Genomic DNA, 15005 nt, shown 5'->3' on the forward strand with positions numbered 1-15005 from the left:
GGCCCTCGGCCAATGTCGACATCCCGACCGGGGCGATGAGCCAGGCGCAGTTGCTGGAGACCCCGCCGCCGCGCCCGCCCATGAACGCCGGGCCGCCGACGCGCAATCACTATGCGCCGGAACCGGAGTCGGAATCGGGCTCGCGCAAGAAGCTGATCTGGATCGCACTGGTCGCGGTCGTGGTGGTCGCGGGCGGTATCGCGTTCGGTTTGCTGAGCAACTCCGGATCCAGCAACACCTCCGGCGGAAGTAGCGGCAGCACCACCAAGGCGTCGGTCTCGGCCAGCGCCACCAAGGGCACGCCGTCGGGCCTGGGCCAGACCAAGAGCGCGGCCACCGTCAGCGTCGGCAATGGCGCGGACGCGGTGGACAAGTTCTACGACGCCCTGACCTCGCAGCGCTATTCCGAGGCGTGGAACAAGCTCACGCCCGCCGCGCAGCAGGTGTACGGCAGCCTGTCCTCGTTCCAGAGCTACTGGACCGCCAACCCGATCCAGCGCTACTCCACCATCGAGGGCGCGCGCGGCAACGACAGCAACAATGCCGATGGCTCGGTGGACATCTCGCTGGCGAGCCTGACCACCAAGGGCGGCGGCAACAAGTCGGTGACGCTGCGGGTGATCGACCCGGGCAACGGCAACCTGCAGATCGACAGCGACACCAAGTAGGACGCGAGCCACCAAGCGCCGCATCGGATATCCGGTGCGGCGCTCGGCGTTTGTGCCCACCCCGTCATTCCGGCGCGCTTTTGGCCGGAATCTACTGCGGCGGTGTGGATCCCGGCCAAAAGCACGCCGGGATGACGAGGTCTTCGCTCAGCGCAGCTCGGCCTTCTCGGCGGACAGGGAGGCCAGCAGGCGCAGGGCGTCGGCGCTGGGGGAGCCGGGCTCGACGTGGTGGGCGACCAGCGCCTGATCGGGATCGTCCGGGAGACGCAGGGTTTCGTAGCCCAGCTCCAGGCGGCCGACGATGGGGTGGCGGTAGATGTGGCGGCCGTGGGTCTTGTCCTTGAGCTCGTGGCGCTCCCACAGTTCCGCGAATTCCGGGCTCTCGGCGTTCATTTCGTCGATGAGCGCGGTGATGCGCGGGTCGCCCGGATTGCGGGCGGCGTCCACGCGCAGGTAGGCGACGGTGTCGGCGGCCTTGTCGTCCCAGTCCTCGTAGAGGTCCTTGGCGCCCTCGTCGAGGAAGACCAGGTGCAGGAAATCGCGCTGCTCGGGGGCGAGCGCGCCGAAATCGGTGATCAGGGCCGCCGCCAGGCGATTCCAGGCCAGCACGCTGACCCCGCGGCCGACGATGTAGGCGGGCACGTCGTGGGCGGCGTCGAGCAGGCGGCGCAGGCCGGGCCGCACCTCCTGGGTGGCGGGCGGCTCCTCGCCCGACCACGGGCGGGCCAGCAGGTAAAGGTGATCGCGCTCAACCTGATTCAGGCGCAGCGCCCGCGCCACCGCGTCCAGGACGGACTCGGAGAACTGCAGGCTGCGGCCCTGCTCCAGGCGCACATAGTGATCCACGCTCACCCCGGCCAGCAGGGCCAGCTCCTCGCGGCGCAGGCCCGGAACCCGGCGGCGGGCGCCGTGATCGACCAGGCCCACCTCCTCGGGGCTGAGCCGGGCGCGGCGGGAGCGCAGGAATTCACCGAGTTCGGCGCGGCGGTCCAAGGTCATGACTCCAGTTAACCAAGAACCGGGCGGGGTTCATCCTGGTCATGCGGTGCCCAGGCAAGCGCCGCACTGTTTACCCCGCTTCGACCGGACGAAAGTAGTGCTCAGCGCCGGACAAGACGGCGAAAGAGATATGAGGAGCACACGATGACCTCTCTCCCCACCGCACAGCTGGGCACCACCGATATGCACATCAGCCGGATCGGATTCGGCGCGTGGGCGATCGGCGGCTCGGGCTGGCGCTACACCTGGGGCGCCCAGGACGACGCCGATTCCATCGCCACCATCCGCCGCGCCGTCGAATCCGGTGTGAACTGGATCGACACCGCCGCGGTCTACGGGCTCGGGCACTCCGAGGAAGTGGTCGGCAAGGCGATCGCCGGACTGCCCGAGGCCGACCGGCCCTACGTCTTCACCAAGGTCGGCCTGGTCTGGGACGAGAACGACCGCGCCGCCGCGCCCAAGCGCATCATGGCCGCCGACAGCGTGCGCCGCGAGGTCGAGGATTCGCTGCGGCGGCTGAATGTCGAGCGCATCGACCTGTACCAGGTGCACTGGCCCGATACCGGCGCCTCGCTGGACTTCTCGGATCCCGACGGGGTGGCCGACGCGCACCGGACGCCGCTCGAGGAGTACTGGCAGACCATGGCCGACCTGGTGCAGGAGGGCAAGGTGCGGGCCATCGGGCTGTCCAATCACGATGTGCCGCAACTGGAGATCGCCGAGTCCATCGCCCACGTCGACGCGATTCAGCCGCAGTTCTCGCTGATCAAGCGGCAGGCGGCCGACGAATTGGCCTGGGCGTCAGCGCATCACACCGGCGGCATCATCTACCAGCCGCAGCACTCCGGCCTGCTGACCGGAGCCTTCTCGGCCGAGCGCGTCGCGAATCTGCCGGATGACGACTGGCGCAAGGGATTCCCGGAGTTCACCACCGACCTCGCCGCCAACCTCGCGCTGGTGGAGGCGCTGCGGCCGATCGCCGCGGCGCATGACACCACCGTCTCCGCGGTCGCCATCGCCTGGACCCTGACCTGGCCCGGTGTCACCGGCGCCATCGTCGGCGCACGCAACCCCGAACAGGTCGACGGCTGGATCGGCGGTGCCACACTGCAATTGACTCCGGCCGACCTCGACGCCATCGCCACTGCTCTGCGTACCACCGGCGCGGGCGAGGGCCCGATCGGCCGCTGAGCCAGCATCTTCCGAACAGCCACAACGATCCGATATTTCGAGGAGCGAACACCATGACCCTGCACGTCGTCGCCGAACTGCGCGCCGCCACCGGCCACGAGGACCGCCTGCGCACCGCCCTGGAGGCCATGATCGAGCCGTCCCTGGCCGAACCCGGCTGCCTCACCTACCAGCCCTTCACCAACCCGAACGACCCCACACACATGGTCGTCGTGGAGGAATGGGTCGACGCCGACGCCCTCGAGAAGCATTTCGTAACCGAGCACTTCCAGCACGTGGCCGGTGTCCTGGAGGGCATCCTGGCCGAGCCCATGATCATCAAGCGCCTCGTCGCCGAGTAGATCCGCGCCGGTCACCGCGGTGTTGTGCGGCACACGCTGTGCCCGGGCGCCCGATCTTGGGTACTGTCGGACGCATGGTCACGCGGATTCGAGCTACGGCGCTGCTGGTGTGCGCGCTCGTCGTGTCCGCGTTCGCCGTGGTCTATCTGGCCGCGGCGACACCGGATTCGCTGATCGTCCTGGGTGCGGCCGCGGTGGTCGCGGTCACCGCGGCGGTGCTGTCGGCGCGGGGGCCGCTGCTGGTCGCGGCCGCACCCGCCGGTCCGGCCGAATCGGCCGGGAAGCGCCGCCGGGGGACGTTCCTGCGGCAGAGCAATCCCGATGCGGCGGGCCGTCCCCGCCCGCGGGCACCCGGAGTCCTCGCGGCCTGACCGCGCCGCACCGGTTCTCGTGACCGGAGCGCACGGTCGGGTTCTTCGCTATCCCCAATTCCCTTCGCCCGCACCCGGTGTGCGGGCGCTGCGCAGCGAGGTACTCCGTGCTCGATTTCATCTACTATCCCGTGTCCGCCGTCCTGTGGTTGTGGCACACCGCCTTCGCGTCGATCCTCGGCGCGACCAGTGGCCTGGCCTGGGTGCTGGCCATCGTCTTCCTGGTCATGACCCTGCGGGCGCTGCTGATCCGCCCGTTCATGGCCCAGTTGAAGTTCTCCCGGGCGCTGGCCGAGATGCAGCCGCAGATTCAGGAGATCAAACGCAAGCACGCCGGCGACACCGAGAAGCAGGCGCTGGCAATGCAGGAACTCCAGAAGGAGAACGGCGTCAATGTGCTGACCGGCTTCCTGCCGATCATCGGGCAGACGCTGGTCTTCATCGGCCTGTACCACGTGCTGCGGTCGTTCCAGCCCGGCCACACCGAGAACTACGTCTTCAACTCCACCCAGGTGCAATCGTTCCTGGACGCCAAACTCTTCGGCGCTCCCTTGGCCGGAACCCTGTCCGACGCCGGATCGGCATTCGGAACCATTGCCGCCGTGGCGATTCCACTCATGGTCATCGCCGCGATAGCCACCCACTTCACCGCCCGCGCGGCCATCGCCCGCCAGACCCCGCCCGCCGAAGGCGCCGCGGCATCCTCCGCGCGAATCATGAACTCGTTGTCCCAGTGGGTATTCCCCGCCGGAGCCCTGCTGGTCGGCCCGTTCATGCCCATCGCCATCCTGCTCTACTTCGTCACCCAGAACGCGTGGACCTTCGTCCAGCAACATCTGGTCGCCACCCGCTACGGACAGGAACGCACGAAGGGCACCGTCTGAAACATCTCCCGCCACAACGATTCCCCGATCCGCTCGCCGGTAGCGGCGCACAGCCGCGCCGCCACCGTTTCGGGTTCGGAGAACCACAGCGCGGAGTTCTGATCGCCCACCGCGAACACGCGGCTGGGATCCTGCGGCGGGAGGAACACGAACCAGCTCCAGCCGACCGGCGCCGACAGCGGTGCGCCCGCCGCCGAAATACCTTCCGGGTCAACGACATCCCAGAGCCGCGCCGTGCGATCGTCGCCGCCGGAGACCAGGCGACGCCCGTCCCGATCCAGATCCAGGGTGCGCACCGCACCGACGTGCGCGCGGATGGTCCGGGGCGGGCGGGCCGGATCGGCGACCCGCCAGGACCGGATCATCCCCGCGTCATCGCCCGCCAACAGGTGGGCGCCGTCCGGCGTGAAACGCAGTACCTCGACATTCGCGCCACCGGCATCGACCGTGCGATGGACCGGATGCGCGGGATCGGCCAAGTCCCACAGATGAATCCGGGCCAGGTCATCACCGGCGGCGACCACGGTGCCCGACGGCGCGATGGCGGCGGTCCGCAACTCGCGATCCGACCCTGACAGGAGCGCACCCACCGGGTGCGGATTCGCCGGGTCGGCGACGTTCCACACCCGGAGCGCGCCCGTCGCACCGCCGCCCACCAGCCGATCCTCCGGGCCGAAAACCACGACGTCGCCCCGGCTTTCGGGCAAGACCGGCCCGAACGGCCGGGGATGCGCATGGTCTCGCACATCCCACAACCGCACCCCACCGGCGGTCATCTCCCCGCCGCCCGGGGACGCCGCGCCACCGTCCGCGGGCAGGACAGCCTCGCCGCCGGTGGCCAGCAGTTCACCGCCCGCGTGGAGGGCGACCCGCACACCCACGCGATCCTGCGGCCCGGTGCTCACCTCGCCCACCGGCCGCGCCCGCCGCGGATCGCCGATCTCCCACAGCTGGACCCGGCCGTCGCGCAGCCCGGCCGCCAGTAGCCCGCCGTCCCGGGCCAGCGCGGCGTCGGTCAGCCCGTCGCTGAACAACATCGGCACGTGCACCAGCGGCGTGTGCCACACCACGACGTGCCCGTCCGCGCCCGCGGTCACCGAGCGGGTGTCGGAGAGCAGGGCGATCGGGCCCATGGATCCGGCGCTGCCCTGGATCACGAATCCGGTGGGCCGCACCTGCCCCCGCGCGCGGGTGTCCCATACCCGCAGGGCCCCATCCGATTCGGTCGCCACCAGCGCCTCACCGTCGTGCGCGAGGGCCAGCCCGAGGATCGGCACCTGCCGCTCGGTCGCCCGGTCGATCGGCCGGGGCGCGTCCGGCTCGTGCACGTCCCAGGTGAGCAGCGTCCCTTCCGCAGTCCCCGCCGCCAGCAGGCCGTTCGGTCCCAGCACGAGTGCCCCGACGCGGCCCGGCGCCGTCAATCCGGCCCCGACGGAGGTCATTTCGCCGTTCGCGCCCACGGACCACAGTCGGATGGTCCCGTCATCCCCGGCGGTGGCTGCCAGCGGCGGTGCTGCAGGGGTGTCGATGGGTATGTCCGGTCGTGCGGGATCGGTTCCCTTGGAAGGGGTTTCGCTGCTCTGCGGCGCAGCGGGATCCGGGTCCTCGATCACGTCGCCGCGCGGGATCGGGTCGGTGTCTAGCGCGAGCGCGTGGATCGGGCCGGTGTGCGCGGGCACCGTGGCGATTCGCCGAATCGACTGCGGCGCGGACACATCGAGTGTGGTGAGTGCTCCGGCGGCGTCGGCGGCGAGGAGGATGTGGTCACCGGGTAGGTAGCGGACGGCGGTGGCGGGGGCGCCGAGGTCGAAGGCGGCGAGTGCTTTCGGTTCGCGCGGGGTCGCGATGTCCCACAGGCGAATTGTTCCGTCCTCGCCCGCACTGGCCAGGGTGTCGGCCGAGCGGTCGAACGCGACCGCCGCCACCCGGCCGCGGTGGCCGGTGAGCGGGTTGCCGACGGCGGTGATCGCCCGCCGGTCGGACAGATCCCACAATCGGATCGTGCCGTCGCCGCCACCGCTGGCCGCCAGCCCGCGGGCGGGTGCGGCGGCCAGGCCGGCGACCCTTCCGGCGTGTGCCTCGGCGGAGGCGAGATTCAGCGGAAGGCTCTGTGCCGCCAGCAATCTCGCCCGGGCGGCGGGGTCGTCGCTGTTCATCCGGTAGCCCGCCAGCGCCAGCTGAGCCGACAGGCCCGGATCGATCTGCTCCAGGCGCTGGGACTCGCCGATGATCTCGCCCAGCCACGCGCCCCGGCGTTCCTCGGCCACCGAGGCGCGGCCGACCAGCAGTGCGGCCGCCAGCACCACGGCCAGCACCGTGAGCACCGCGATGGCGGCCTGGAAGGTGCGCACCCGCCGCACCCGACGGCGATGGCGAACGGTGGCCTCGGACAGGAACTCCCGGGCCAGCCGGTTGGGGGTGCCGGTGCGCCGCAGCCAGGTCAGCGCGTCCTCGAGGCGGGTGCGGGAATAGAGCAGGCCGGCGGGACGCCCCTGGCGGGCCCATTCGCGGGCGTCGGCCTCGATGTGCGGGCGCAGGGCCGCGAATTCCCGTTCCTCACCGATCCATTCGCTCATTCGCGGCCAGGCGGTGAGCAGCAGTTCGTGGACCAGTTCGATGCGGTCCTTGTGGCGGACCACCAGCTGATTGCGGATCAGCCAGGCGATGACCGCGCGGGTGATGTCGGGGTCCTCGGCCTCCTCGATGAGAACCTCGGGGGACAGGCGGTCGCGCTGGACGGAGGTCGGGCCGATGAAGGTGAGGGCCATCAGGACGTGACGCAGCGCGGCCTGCTCGCGTTCGTCGAGGCGCGCGTAGAGGATCTCGCAGCCCTTCGCGAAACCCTCGTGCACGCCGCCGGTTTCGCGGTAGGCGTCGAGGGTCAGGGTGCGGCCGTGGCGGTGCTCCCAGGTTTCGCGCAGGACGTAGGAGAACATGGGCAGGCGGATGGGGCTGTGCGGGTCGAAGGGGGCGAGGTCGGCGAGCAGCACCTCGATCAGGCTGTCCTCCACCTTCAATCCGGTGACGGCGGCGGGGCGCGTGATCGCCTCGCGCAGTTCGGCTTCCGACATCGGCTCCAGCAGCATGGACGGATTCCGCAGCGCGGCGGCGGTCACCGGATGATCGGTCAGGTCGGTGAGAAAACCGTTGTCACAGACCAGGACCACGGTGGTGCGCGGTTCGGCGTCCGGGGCCGACACCTCGGCCAACCGGGTGAGGAACCGGTCGGCGACTTCGGGAGTGCAGCGGGTGAACAGGCGGCGCGCCTTGTCCACCAACAACAATCGCGGCCCGGGGCCCGCCGCCGCGAGGGCCGCGGACACATCGTCGCCCGGGGCGACGACCACCGGCACCCGTCCGCGCGGATCCGCCAGCACACCGGCCCACAGCAGCGATGACTTCCCCACGCCGCGCCCGCCGAGCAGGACCACCAGCGCGGGGTCGGAACCGGCCTCGGCCGCCTCGATCAGGTCCCAGAGCCGCCGCAGCGCGGCCGTGCGCCCGAAGAACAGGTCGGCGTCCGCGGCGCGATAGGCGGCGAGCCCGCGATAGGGCGGGCGGCCGGTGTCCACGCTGTCCTTGGCCGACTTCGCCGCCTGCCAATCCGCCTGCCAGTGGCGCGGATCCAGCAGGGTCGGGTCGACGTCGGGGTCCGGCGGCCGTTGCCGCGCGTCCCGGATCAGGACCTCCAGCACCGGCACGACCGCCTCGAAGGTGGCGGGAGTCCGATTGCCCAGCCGCCAATCGCTGATCCGCTGCGCCGTGATCGGCGTACAGCCCGGCCGCAGCCGCGTATTGGCCGCGCGGATCACCTGTTTCACCGGCGGCAGGCCCGCCGCCGCGAACAGCGCGGTCAGGCGGGCGGCGAAGGCCGCGCGGGGATCTCCGGCATCCTGATCCGGCAATCGGACCCCTACCGGCGCGGTTCCGGTGCGATGGTGGGCCCGGCCGGGCCATGCGGGACGGCCGGTGTGGTGGTCGGCGCGACCGTGGAATCGGCGAAAACCGTGGAACAGGACATCCGCATACCCTCCACCGATGTGTCGAGCGCGTGTAGTGAGCGTTGCACCGAGTCGACTGTCTGTTGCGGCGAACCAGCCTCGACCGCCCGAGCGAGTTGCGTCAAAGCGTAGTGCAGTGCGGCTCCGGCATCGGCCACGGCCGTGAAGGCCCGCCGGGGCAGCGGCGAGGTCATCGTACCCGCCGCGCTGTCCAGATCGGTGTCGATGAGTGCCGCCAGGCGTGCCGCCTCGCGCACGTGAGCGCCGAGTTCGGCCAGGTCACCGCGCTCGGAAGCCGGGCCGATGCCATTGAGTTCGGCCGAGAGCGAGGTGAAGGTGCCCTGCAGGCCGCCGATCACCCGGCCGCCGCCGGCGCAGTCCGCGGTATCCGGGTCGGCGGCGGGTGTGCTCGCTGGCGGCCGCGAACAACCCGCCAGGGCGGCGACGGTCATCGCGCAACCTACGATGACCGTCGCCACCCGCCGTCCCGCGCTAAGCGACATGGGACAGCCCCGTCAGCACGGCATCCTGCACCGCGGGCAGCAGGGCCAGATTCGCGGCGAGCGCCAGGCCGACGCCCAGCCGCGCGGTGCGGTGCCGGTTCCACCAGCCCACCGGGCCGCGCCGCGGCACGTGGCAGCGCTCGCGGGTCTCGGCATCCGAGGCGTTCTCCTCGTAATAGCCGTAACCCACCGGCGCGGAACGGGTGTCGAGCAGACCACCGAGCGGATCGGTGACACCGGCGGTGGCGAATCTCGTCTCGATCATGGCGTACTCCTCACTGCCGTCGGAGGATTCAGGAGATGACCGCGGTCCACGGCTGCATCAGGGCGTCGTGCACCTCCTGCGTGTAGCGGCCGCGGCCCACCAGGTCGCTCAGCACGGCGGCCGTCACGGCCTGGCTGACCACGGTCAGGGTGCCGATCGAACTCAGCGACTGCAGCAGCCCGGCGATATCGCCACCGGTCGACGGGGTCGCCGAAACCGCCTGCCCGGCAATCAAACCCGCCACCTGCACATTGCGGGAGCGGCCGAACTCCTTGGCCGTCTCGCTCGCGATCTGCAGCGGCTGCGGGTCCGCCGACTGCTGCTGGCCCAGGCCCGACAGCAGCCCGGCCAGCCCGCCCGCGCCGCCGCCGGTGAGCGCGCTCATGCTGTCCTGCATGCGCTTACCGGCCTCGGCGTTCATCCGCTCCCGCTCTTCGGCGGTGAGCTGCGCGGCGCGCTCCACGATCCGCATGACGCCCGCCCACTGCGGGCCGTACAGGTACTCGAGATGCAGCGCGGGATCGACGGTGGCGAACGGGATGGTGGGTTCATTGGCTTCGATACTCATGGCGATCTCCTTCGATTGATGGGATTCCATTGGGGGAGTGAAGCGTTCGATTGATGCGTCAGACTCCGACCGAGACCAGGCGTCGAGAGTCGCTGTCCCGCAAGCCGTCCGACGCCTCGGCCCCGACCAGCGGGATCTCGGCGTGCGCAACCGGCGCGGCAGCGGGCTGATTCGCCGGCGCGAGCAGCTTCATCAGCCCGGCGATGACCTGATCCAGGCTCGCCGTATCGGTAATGCTGTCCAGGAACTGCGTCCCGGTCGCGGCCGCACCGCCACCGGTGGCACCAGGATCCAAGGCCGCCCGAATCGCGGAGATGATGTACGACCGGAACGCCGGATCCAGCAGGAGCAGCAGCAGAGCGAGCAGCACCACCGTGGCCAGGATGATCAGAGCGAGCGGAATGCCGATGCCCAGCGCCGGAATTCCGATCACCGCGGTGAGTACCGCGCCGCCGAGCAGGAACGGTGCGGCCACCGCCGCCGCGGCCATGGCGGCCAGCGCGAGGAGCGGGATCGCCACCGCCGCCAGGGCGGCCAGAGCGATCAGCGTGCCGACTGCCAGCAGTGGAATCCCGATGGCCAGTAGCGGAATCCCGATGGCCAGTACAGGAATTCCGATGGCCAGCGCCAAGCCCGCACCGGCCACCAGCAGCGGCACGGCCACGACCGCCGCCGCGCCCAGCGCTGCCACGGCCAGGACCGGGATGGCCACCAAAGCCAGCGGCACCAGGATCACCGCCGCCGCGGCGGCCAGGATGGGGAGCGCCGAGAAAATGAAGGGCAGGGTGGCCAGGAAGGCCAGCAGCACCAGGCCCTTCGCCGCGATCCACAGCCCGGTGAACAGGGTCAGCGCGAACAGCGGCACCGCGAGCAGGCCGAAGGCGCTGATACCCAAGGCCGCTGCCGCGACGACCAGCCCGGCCACCAGGAACGGCGACCACACCGCGGCTAGAGCCAGCGCGATGATCGGCGACAGGGCGGTGGACAGGATCGGGGCGAATGGGCCCACGATCAGGAACGGCAGCGAGAACACCACGGCCAGAGCGAGAGCCGCGATGCCGACGGGGATCATTGCCACCGTCGCGGCCAGCGCGACCGCCAGGGCCAGTGCCGTGCCGGCGATCCCCACCGCGCCCAGGATGATGAGCCCGGCGGCGATCACCGCACCGATGACCGCCAGCGCCGCCACCGTCGCCGCGATCGCCACCGGAATCGCCACCAGGGCGAACGGCGGGAACAGCAGCGAGGCGTAGACGAAGGTGCCGATGATCAGCAAAGCGGCCAGCGCCATGGGGATTCCGCTCGCCACGGTCAGCACGGCGACCAGGCCGCCGAGCAAACCCGTCACGATCGCGGTGCCGCCGATGCCGCCGAGCACGGTGAACAGCATCGCGGCCAGCAGCAGCGGCAGCGCCAGCAGGGCCAGCGGCGGATTGATCAGGATCAGCGCGCCGAGCGTCAGCGTCAGCATGCCGAAGCCGAGCACGTTGATGGCCAGTCCGCCGACGGCCACCGCGGCCACGGCCGCCAGCGCCAGGGCGATCGCACCCGCGAAGAGCACCACGAACGGGGCGAAGGTGAATACGAAATCCAGTGCGGCCAAACCCATCACGGCCGCGGAAACGATGGCGGCGAAGGCGATCAGCGCGGGCAGCACGAACGGGATGGTGTAGGGCATGAGCAGCATCAGCAGCCCGCCCGCGATCACCGTGACCGATGCCCAGGTCACGACCAGGCTCAGCAGCGCGGTGGTGCAGAACGCCAGCAGCAGCCCGGCGAAGCCGAGGCCACCGAACAGGAACAGCAGCCCCAGCGCGGCCGGAATGCCGACCAGCACCGCCAGGAACACCGGGGCCAGTAGCGGGCCGACGATGGGCAGCGCGAAAACCAGTGCGGCGGTGGCGATCAGACCGGCCGCGACCGCCACGGCCGAGGCAATGGCTCCCGCTGCGGTGAGAATCAGCCCGGCGGCCGCACCGGCGAACCAGAGCGCCACGATGGAGGCCAGTTGCACCGCCGTTGCCGCCAGCGCCAGGACGAGCAGCGCGATCACAGCGGCGGAGCCGACCACCGACAGCGCCGCCAACCCGGTCACGAACAGCGCGCCGATCACCGCGCCCGCCGCCAATCCGGCCGCGCCGAACAGGATCAGCGCCGCCACACCGAGAATTGCCAAGGCGGGCAACGTGATCAGGCCGAACGGCGTGAAGAACGACGCCACCACCAGCGCCGCGAACAGCGCGAGGGCAGCCAGCGCGGCCACACCCAGGGTGCCGAACACCACGGCCGCCAACCCGATCGAGCCCAGCAGCAGCGTGCCGAAGGCGATGACCGAGAAGGCGATCGGCGCGATGATCAGGCCCGGGAACGGAATGAACACCGTCGCAAGCAATCCGGCCGCCAGCGTCGCCACGAAAATGCCCGCCAGTGCCGTACCGCCCAGCCCCAGGAACACCGCGGCCAGCGCGATCCCGCCCACCACGATGGCGGCGAAGGCGATCATGCCGCCCACCAGGATCACCGGAGCCAGCACCTGGAACGCCACGAACGCCACCGGCAGCACGATCAGCGCCACCGGGATCGCGATGATCGCCAGGACCACGAGCACCGGGATGGCCAGCACCGCGAGCACGATGCCGCCGATCACCAGGGCGCCGATGATCAAGGGCGCGGCCACGATCGCGGCCACCACGAGCGCCCCGATTATGCCGATCGCACCGATCGCGAGCGCACCGGCGAACAGCAACGGCACGATGGCGAACAGGCCCACGATCGGCAACGCCAGCAAGGGCAGCGCGGCATCCCGGCGTACACCGGTGCCCATGATCATCTCCCGCAGCTCGTGCAGCAGCGGCGCGGCCGCCGCACCCGGGTCAGAGATCAAACCCAGTACCGGGGTGAGGAAACCGAGGAGGGGAGCCAGTCCGCCCATGGCGGGCGCCGCGAAACCGAGCACCGACGCACCCAGCGCGTCCAGTCCGGCCCCCGGATTCGCGACCAGGTTCCGCACGGTTTCCGCGAGCTGCTGCACCGGGTCACCGGTGCCGACCGCGTCCCGCGGGAACCCGAACAGCGCACGGCCGGCGTTGATCAGCTCCGTGACCGGGTCTTCGGCCAGGTCTCGGCGACGCGACCCGGCACCCTCGAGCGCCTGGCTCACGAAGGCCAGCAGATCCTCGACCGGTTGCCGCAACGGTCCCGACGGGAAGGTCTGATCGGCCCAGGAACCCAACTGCCCCAGATCGATTCGCGAGCCGACCACCTGCGCGGCCACCTCGGCCAGCTGCGCCACCGGCGAGGAGGCGGGGCCGAGCAGCCCGGCGGCGGGCGTCGCACCCTCGGCCAACGGCGCGCCTCCGGAAACCGTCGCGCCGCCGGAAGCCGGTGCGGTACGGGGGGATTGGGCAGGCGGCGAGAACATGTCCCGCAGCTGAGCCAGTCCTGGCTGTGCCGGAGTCCCGGCCGCCGCGCCACCCAGCGCGTTCACCGCCTGATCGATGATCCCCTGTGCGGCCGGACCCAGATTCTGGCCCAGCGCACCCAGATCCGGCACCGGCACCCCGGCCCCTTGCGCGGCCGCGCCCAGATCCTGCACGGCCGCACCGAGATTCGGCCCCGCCCCATTGCCCAGATCCTGCGCCGCGGCCCCGAGTCCGGGCACCGCGTCGCCGAGGTTCTGCAATCCGGCCCCGATCTCCGGCGGCAGCGGCACGCCGAGCGGATTCACCGGCTGCTGGGCGTCACCGATCGCGGGACGGGTGCCGAGATCGATCGGCGGCACCGGCAGCGCCGGAGCCTGCGCCCCGGCCTGCACGCCCACCATGGCGGTGGCCAGCGAGGCGAAGGCGGCCGCGGCGTAGAGGCCGCGTCGATTGCGCTTGCAGTCCTTGGCCTGCCGAGCGCCACGTTTGGTCGTGCGGGTTCGTACCAGCGTTGCGGACATGGGAGAACCTTTCGATCGAGTGATCAAGCCGGTCCGGTTTCTCCGGAGGCACAGTCGGCCTCCGAGACCCCGCCCTCGGCCCCGAGCGTGGCGCCGATGCGGGTGTGCAGGATGCCGCCGATATCGCGGCACTGGATGTAGGCGTGCAATCCGGCGCCCACTCCGGGCGGGCAGGTGAGTGTGGAGCGATTCGGCACCGAGTTATCGGTGACGCACTCGGCGGGGGCCGGATCGGCCGCGGCCTTATTCGTGACCGGCATTCCGAGTGCCGAGCCCAGGACACAAACGCCCAGGGCGGCGAAAACCACGAGCTTGCCGATGAAATTCATGCGCTGATGGTCCGAAGGAACGAAATACCAGGTCAACGTGACCGGGATTACAAATCGCCCGTTTTCCCACGTCCGATACCTGCTACAGCTTGTCCGCTGCGGATTCTTTTTCTGCGTTGTTTACCGCGGGAAGACTTGACTTTCGAGTGTCGAATCTATTCCGGACAATTGACCAGCAATATTATGGCTAACCATGAATCGCAGCAGCCGGAAAGTCGCCGGAGCGACCGGGCAACGCCGCATCATCAACCCGGTTTCGGTGGGGGCGGCAATCGTCATCATCGCCCTGATCGGCGTCATCACCGCGAGCTTCCTGCACAAGGATCACGACAAGAAGGAAGCCGCCGCGGCGGTCGCCCCGCCCGCGGTCTTCACCCCGGACGGCCGTCTGCGATTCGGCGGCGCGGACACCGTCGTCACGGTCATCACCGATTTCCAGTGCCCGATCTGCCGTCAGTTCGAGGCGACCACGGGTCCAAGCCTGACGGACATGGTCGATGCAGGCACGGTTTCCGCCGAGTACGACATGGTCGCCGTCCTGGGCGGCCTGTCCAAGGACGACTACCCCGCCCGCGCGGCCAATGCCGGAACCTGTGTCGCCGTGGCGAACAAGCCCGCCTGGCTCGAATTCAGCAAGCGGCTGTTCGAGAACCAGCCCGCCGAGGGCGGCCCGGGCCTCAGCGACGACACCCTCGTCCAGATCGCCGCCGACGCCGGCGTCGCGGGCCCCGACATCGCCGACTGCATTCACTCCCGCCGCTACGCCGGCTTCGTCGCCTCGCACAGTCAGCAGGCCATCGACGGCGGTTTGACCCATGTTCCCGTCGTGAAAGTCGGCGATACCACCGTGGAAAACCTCACCCCCGACGGCTTACGCGCCGCAATCGAGCGCGCGACCTCGGCCGGGAAGTAAAGCGCTGGCGGCGACCCGATAGGCTGGTA

At 70.4% G+C, this 15005-nt stretch carries 12 protein-coding genes and 1 pseudogene; 6 read left to right on the forward strand and 7 right to left on the reverse strand.

The window, feature by feature from the left end; genetic code table 11:
* A pseudogene (locus ON43_RS12615) lies at positions 1-668 on the forward strand (hypothetical protein); the annotation flags it as partial.
* Between the two features lie 147 nt (positions 669-815).
* On the opposite strand, the gene ON43_RS12620 reads toward ON43_RS12615, so the two are convergent.
* Entirely contained in the window at positions 816-1667 is an 852-nt protein-coding gene (locus ON43_RS12620; RefSeq protein WP_040807167.1) for a helix-turn-helix transcriptional regulator, read from the reverse strand.
* A 144-nt stretch (positions 1668-1811) separates the two neighbouring features.
* Between ON43_RS12620 and ON43_RS12625 the strand changes: the two genes are divergently transcribed.
* From ON43_RS12625 to yidC, 4 genes are all read left to right on the forward strand, one after another.
* Entirely contained in the window at positions 1812-2858 is a 1047-nt protein-coding gene (locus tag ON43_RS12625; protein WP_040807169.1) for an aldo/keto reductase, read from the forward strand.
* Between the two features lie 53 nt (positions 2859-2911).
* Positions 2912-3199, forward strand: a complete 288-nt coding sequence (locus ON43_RS12630; protein ID WP_040807170.1) for a putative quinol monooxygenase — start codon at positions 2912-2914, stop codon at positions 3197-3199.
* A 74-nt stretch (positions 3200-3273) separates the two neighbouring features.
* Positions 3274-3570, forward strand: a complete 297-nt coding sequence (locus ON43_RS12635) for a DUF6412 domain-containing protein (RefSeq protein WP_040807171.1) — start codon at positions 3274-3276, stop codon at positions 3568-3570.
* Between the two features lie 107 nt (positions 3571-3677).
* Complete coding sequence (gene yidC / locus ON43_RS12640; protein WP_040807173.1) at positions 3678-4454, forward strand: membrane protein insertase YidC; 777 nt, start codon at positions 3678-3680, stop codon at positions 4452-4454.
* On the opposite strand, the gene ON43_RS12645 is transcribed toward yidC, so the two are convergent.
* Genes ON43_RS12645 through ON43_RS12670 form a run of 6 tightly spaced genes read right to left on the reverse strand, consistent with a single transcriptional unit; the run spans position 4421 to position 14063 of the window.
* Positions 4421-8359 (reverse strand): NACHT and WD repeat domain-containing protein, encoded by a 3939-nt coding sequence (locus ON43_RS12645; RefSeq protein WP_040807174.1) that lies wholly within the window; start codon positions 8357-8359, stop codon positions 4421-4423. The genes yidC and ON43_RS12645 overlap by 34 nt on opposite strands.
* Before the next feature lie 8 nt (positions 8360-8367).
* Entirely contained in the window at positions 8368-8907 is a 540-nt protein-coding gene (locus tag ON43_RS12650; RefSeq protein WP_040807175.1) for a hypothetical protein, read from the reverse strand.
* 40 nt (positions 8908-8947) lie between these two features.
* Positions 8948-9223 carry a hypothetical protein gene (locus ON43_RS12655; RefSeq protein ID WP_040807177.1) on the reverse strand — a complete coding sequence of 92 codons (276 nt, stop codon included), beginning with the start codon at positions 9221-9223 and terminating at the stop codon, positions 8948-8950.
* A gap of 28 nt (positions 9224-9251) precedes the next feature.
* A complete protein-coding gene (locus ON43_RS12660; protein ID WP_083913388.1) occupies positions 9252-9791 on the reverse strand; it encodes a hypothetical protein in 540 nt (179 codons plus the stop codon).
* A gap of 58 nt (positions 9792-9849) precedes the next feature.
* The gene (locus ON43_RS12665) at positions 9850-13734 is read right to left on the reverse strand and encodes a hypothetical protein (RefSeq protein WP_040807181.1); all 3885 of its coding nucleotides are present in this window, start codon (positions 13732-13734) and stop codon (positions 9850-9852) included.
* 23 nt (positions 13735-13757) lie between these two features.
* Positions 13758-14063 carry a hypothetical protein gene (locus tag ON43_RS12670; RefSeq protein ID WP_040807183.1) on the reverse strand — a complete coding sequence of 102 codons (306 nt, stop codon included), beginning with the start codon at positions 14061-14063 and terminating at the stop codon, positions 13758-13760.
* Positions 14064-14256: 193 nt separating this feature from the next.
* Between ON43_RS12670 and ON43_RS12675 the strand changes: the two genes are divergently transcribed.
* Positions 14257-14976 carry a DsbA family protein gene (locus ON43_RS12675; protein WP_051178346.1) on the forward strand — a complete coding sequence of 240 codons (720 nt, stop codon included), beginning with the start codon at positions 14257-14259 and terminating at the stop codon, positions 14974-14976.
* Positions 14977-15005 lie beyond the last annotated feature (29 nt).

The sequence above is a fragment of the Nocardia concava NBRC 100430 genome, assembly GCF_000308815.1.
GTDB classification, from domain to species: domain Bacteria; phylum Actinomycetota; class Actinomycetes; order Mycobacteriales; family Mycobacteriaceae; genus Nocardia; species Nocardia concava.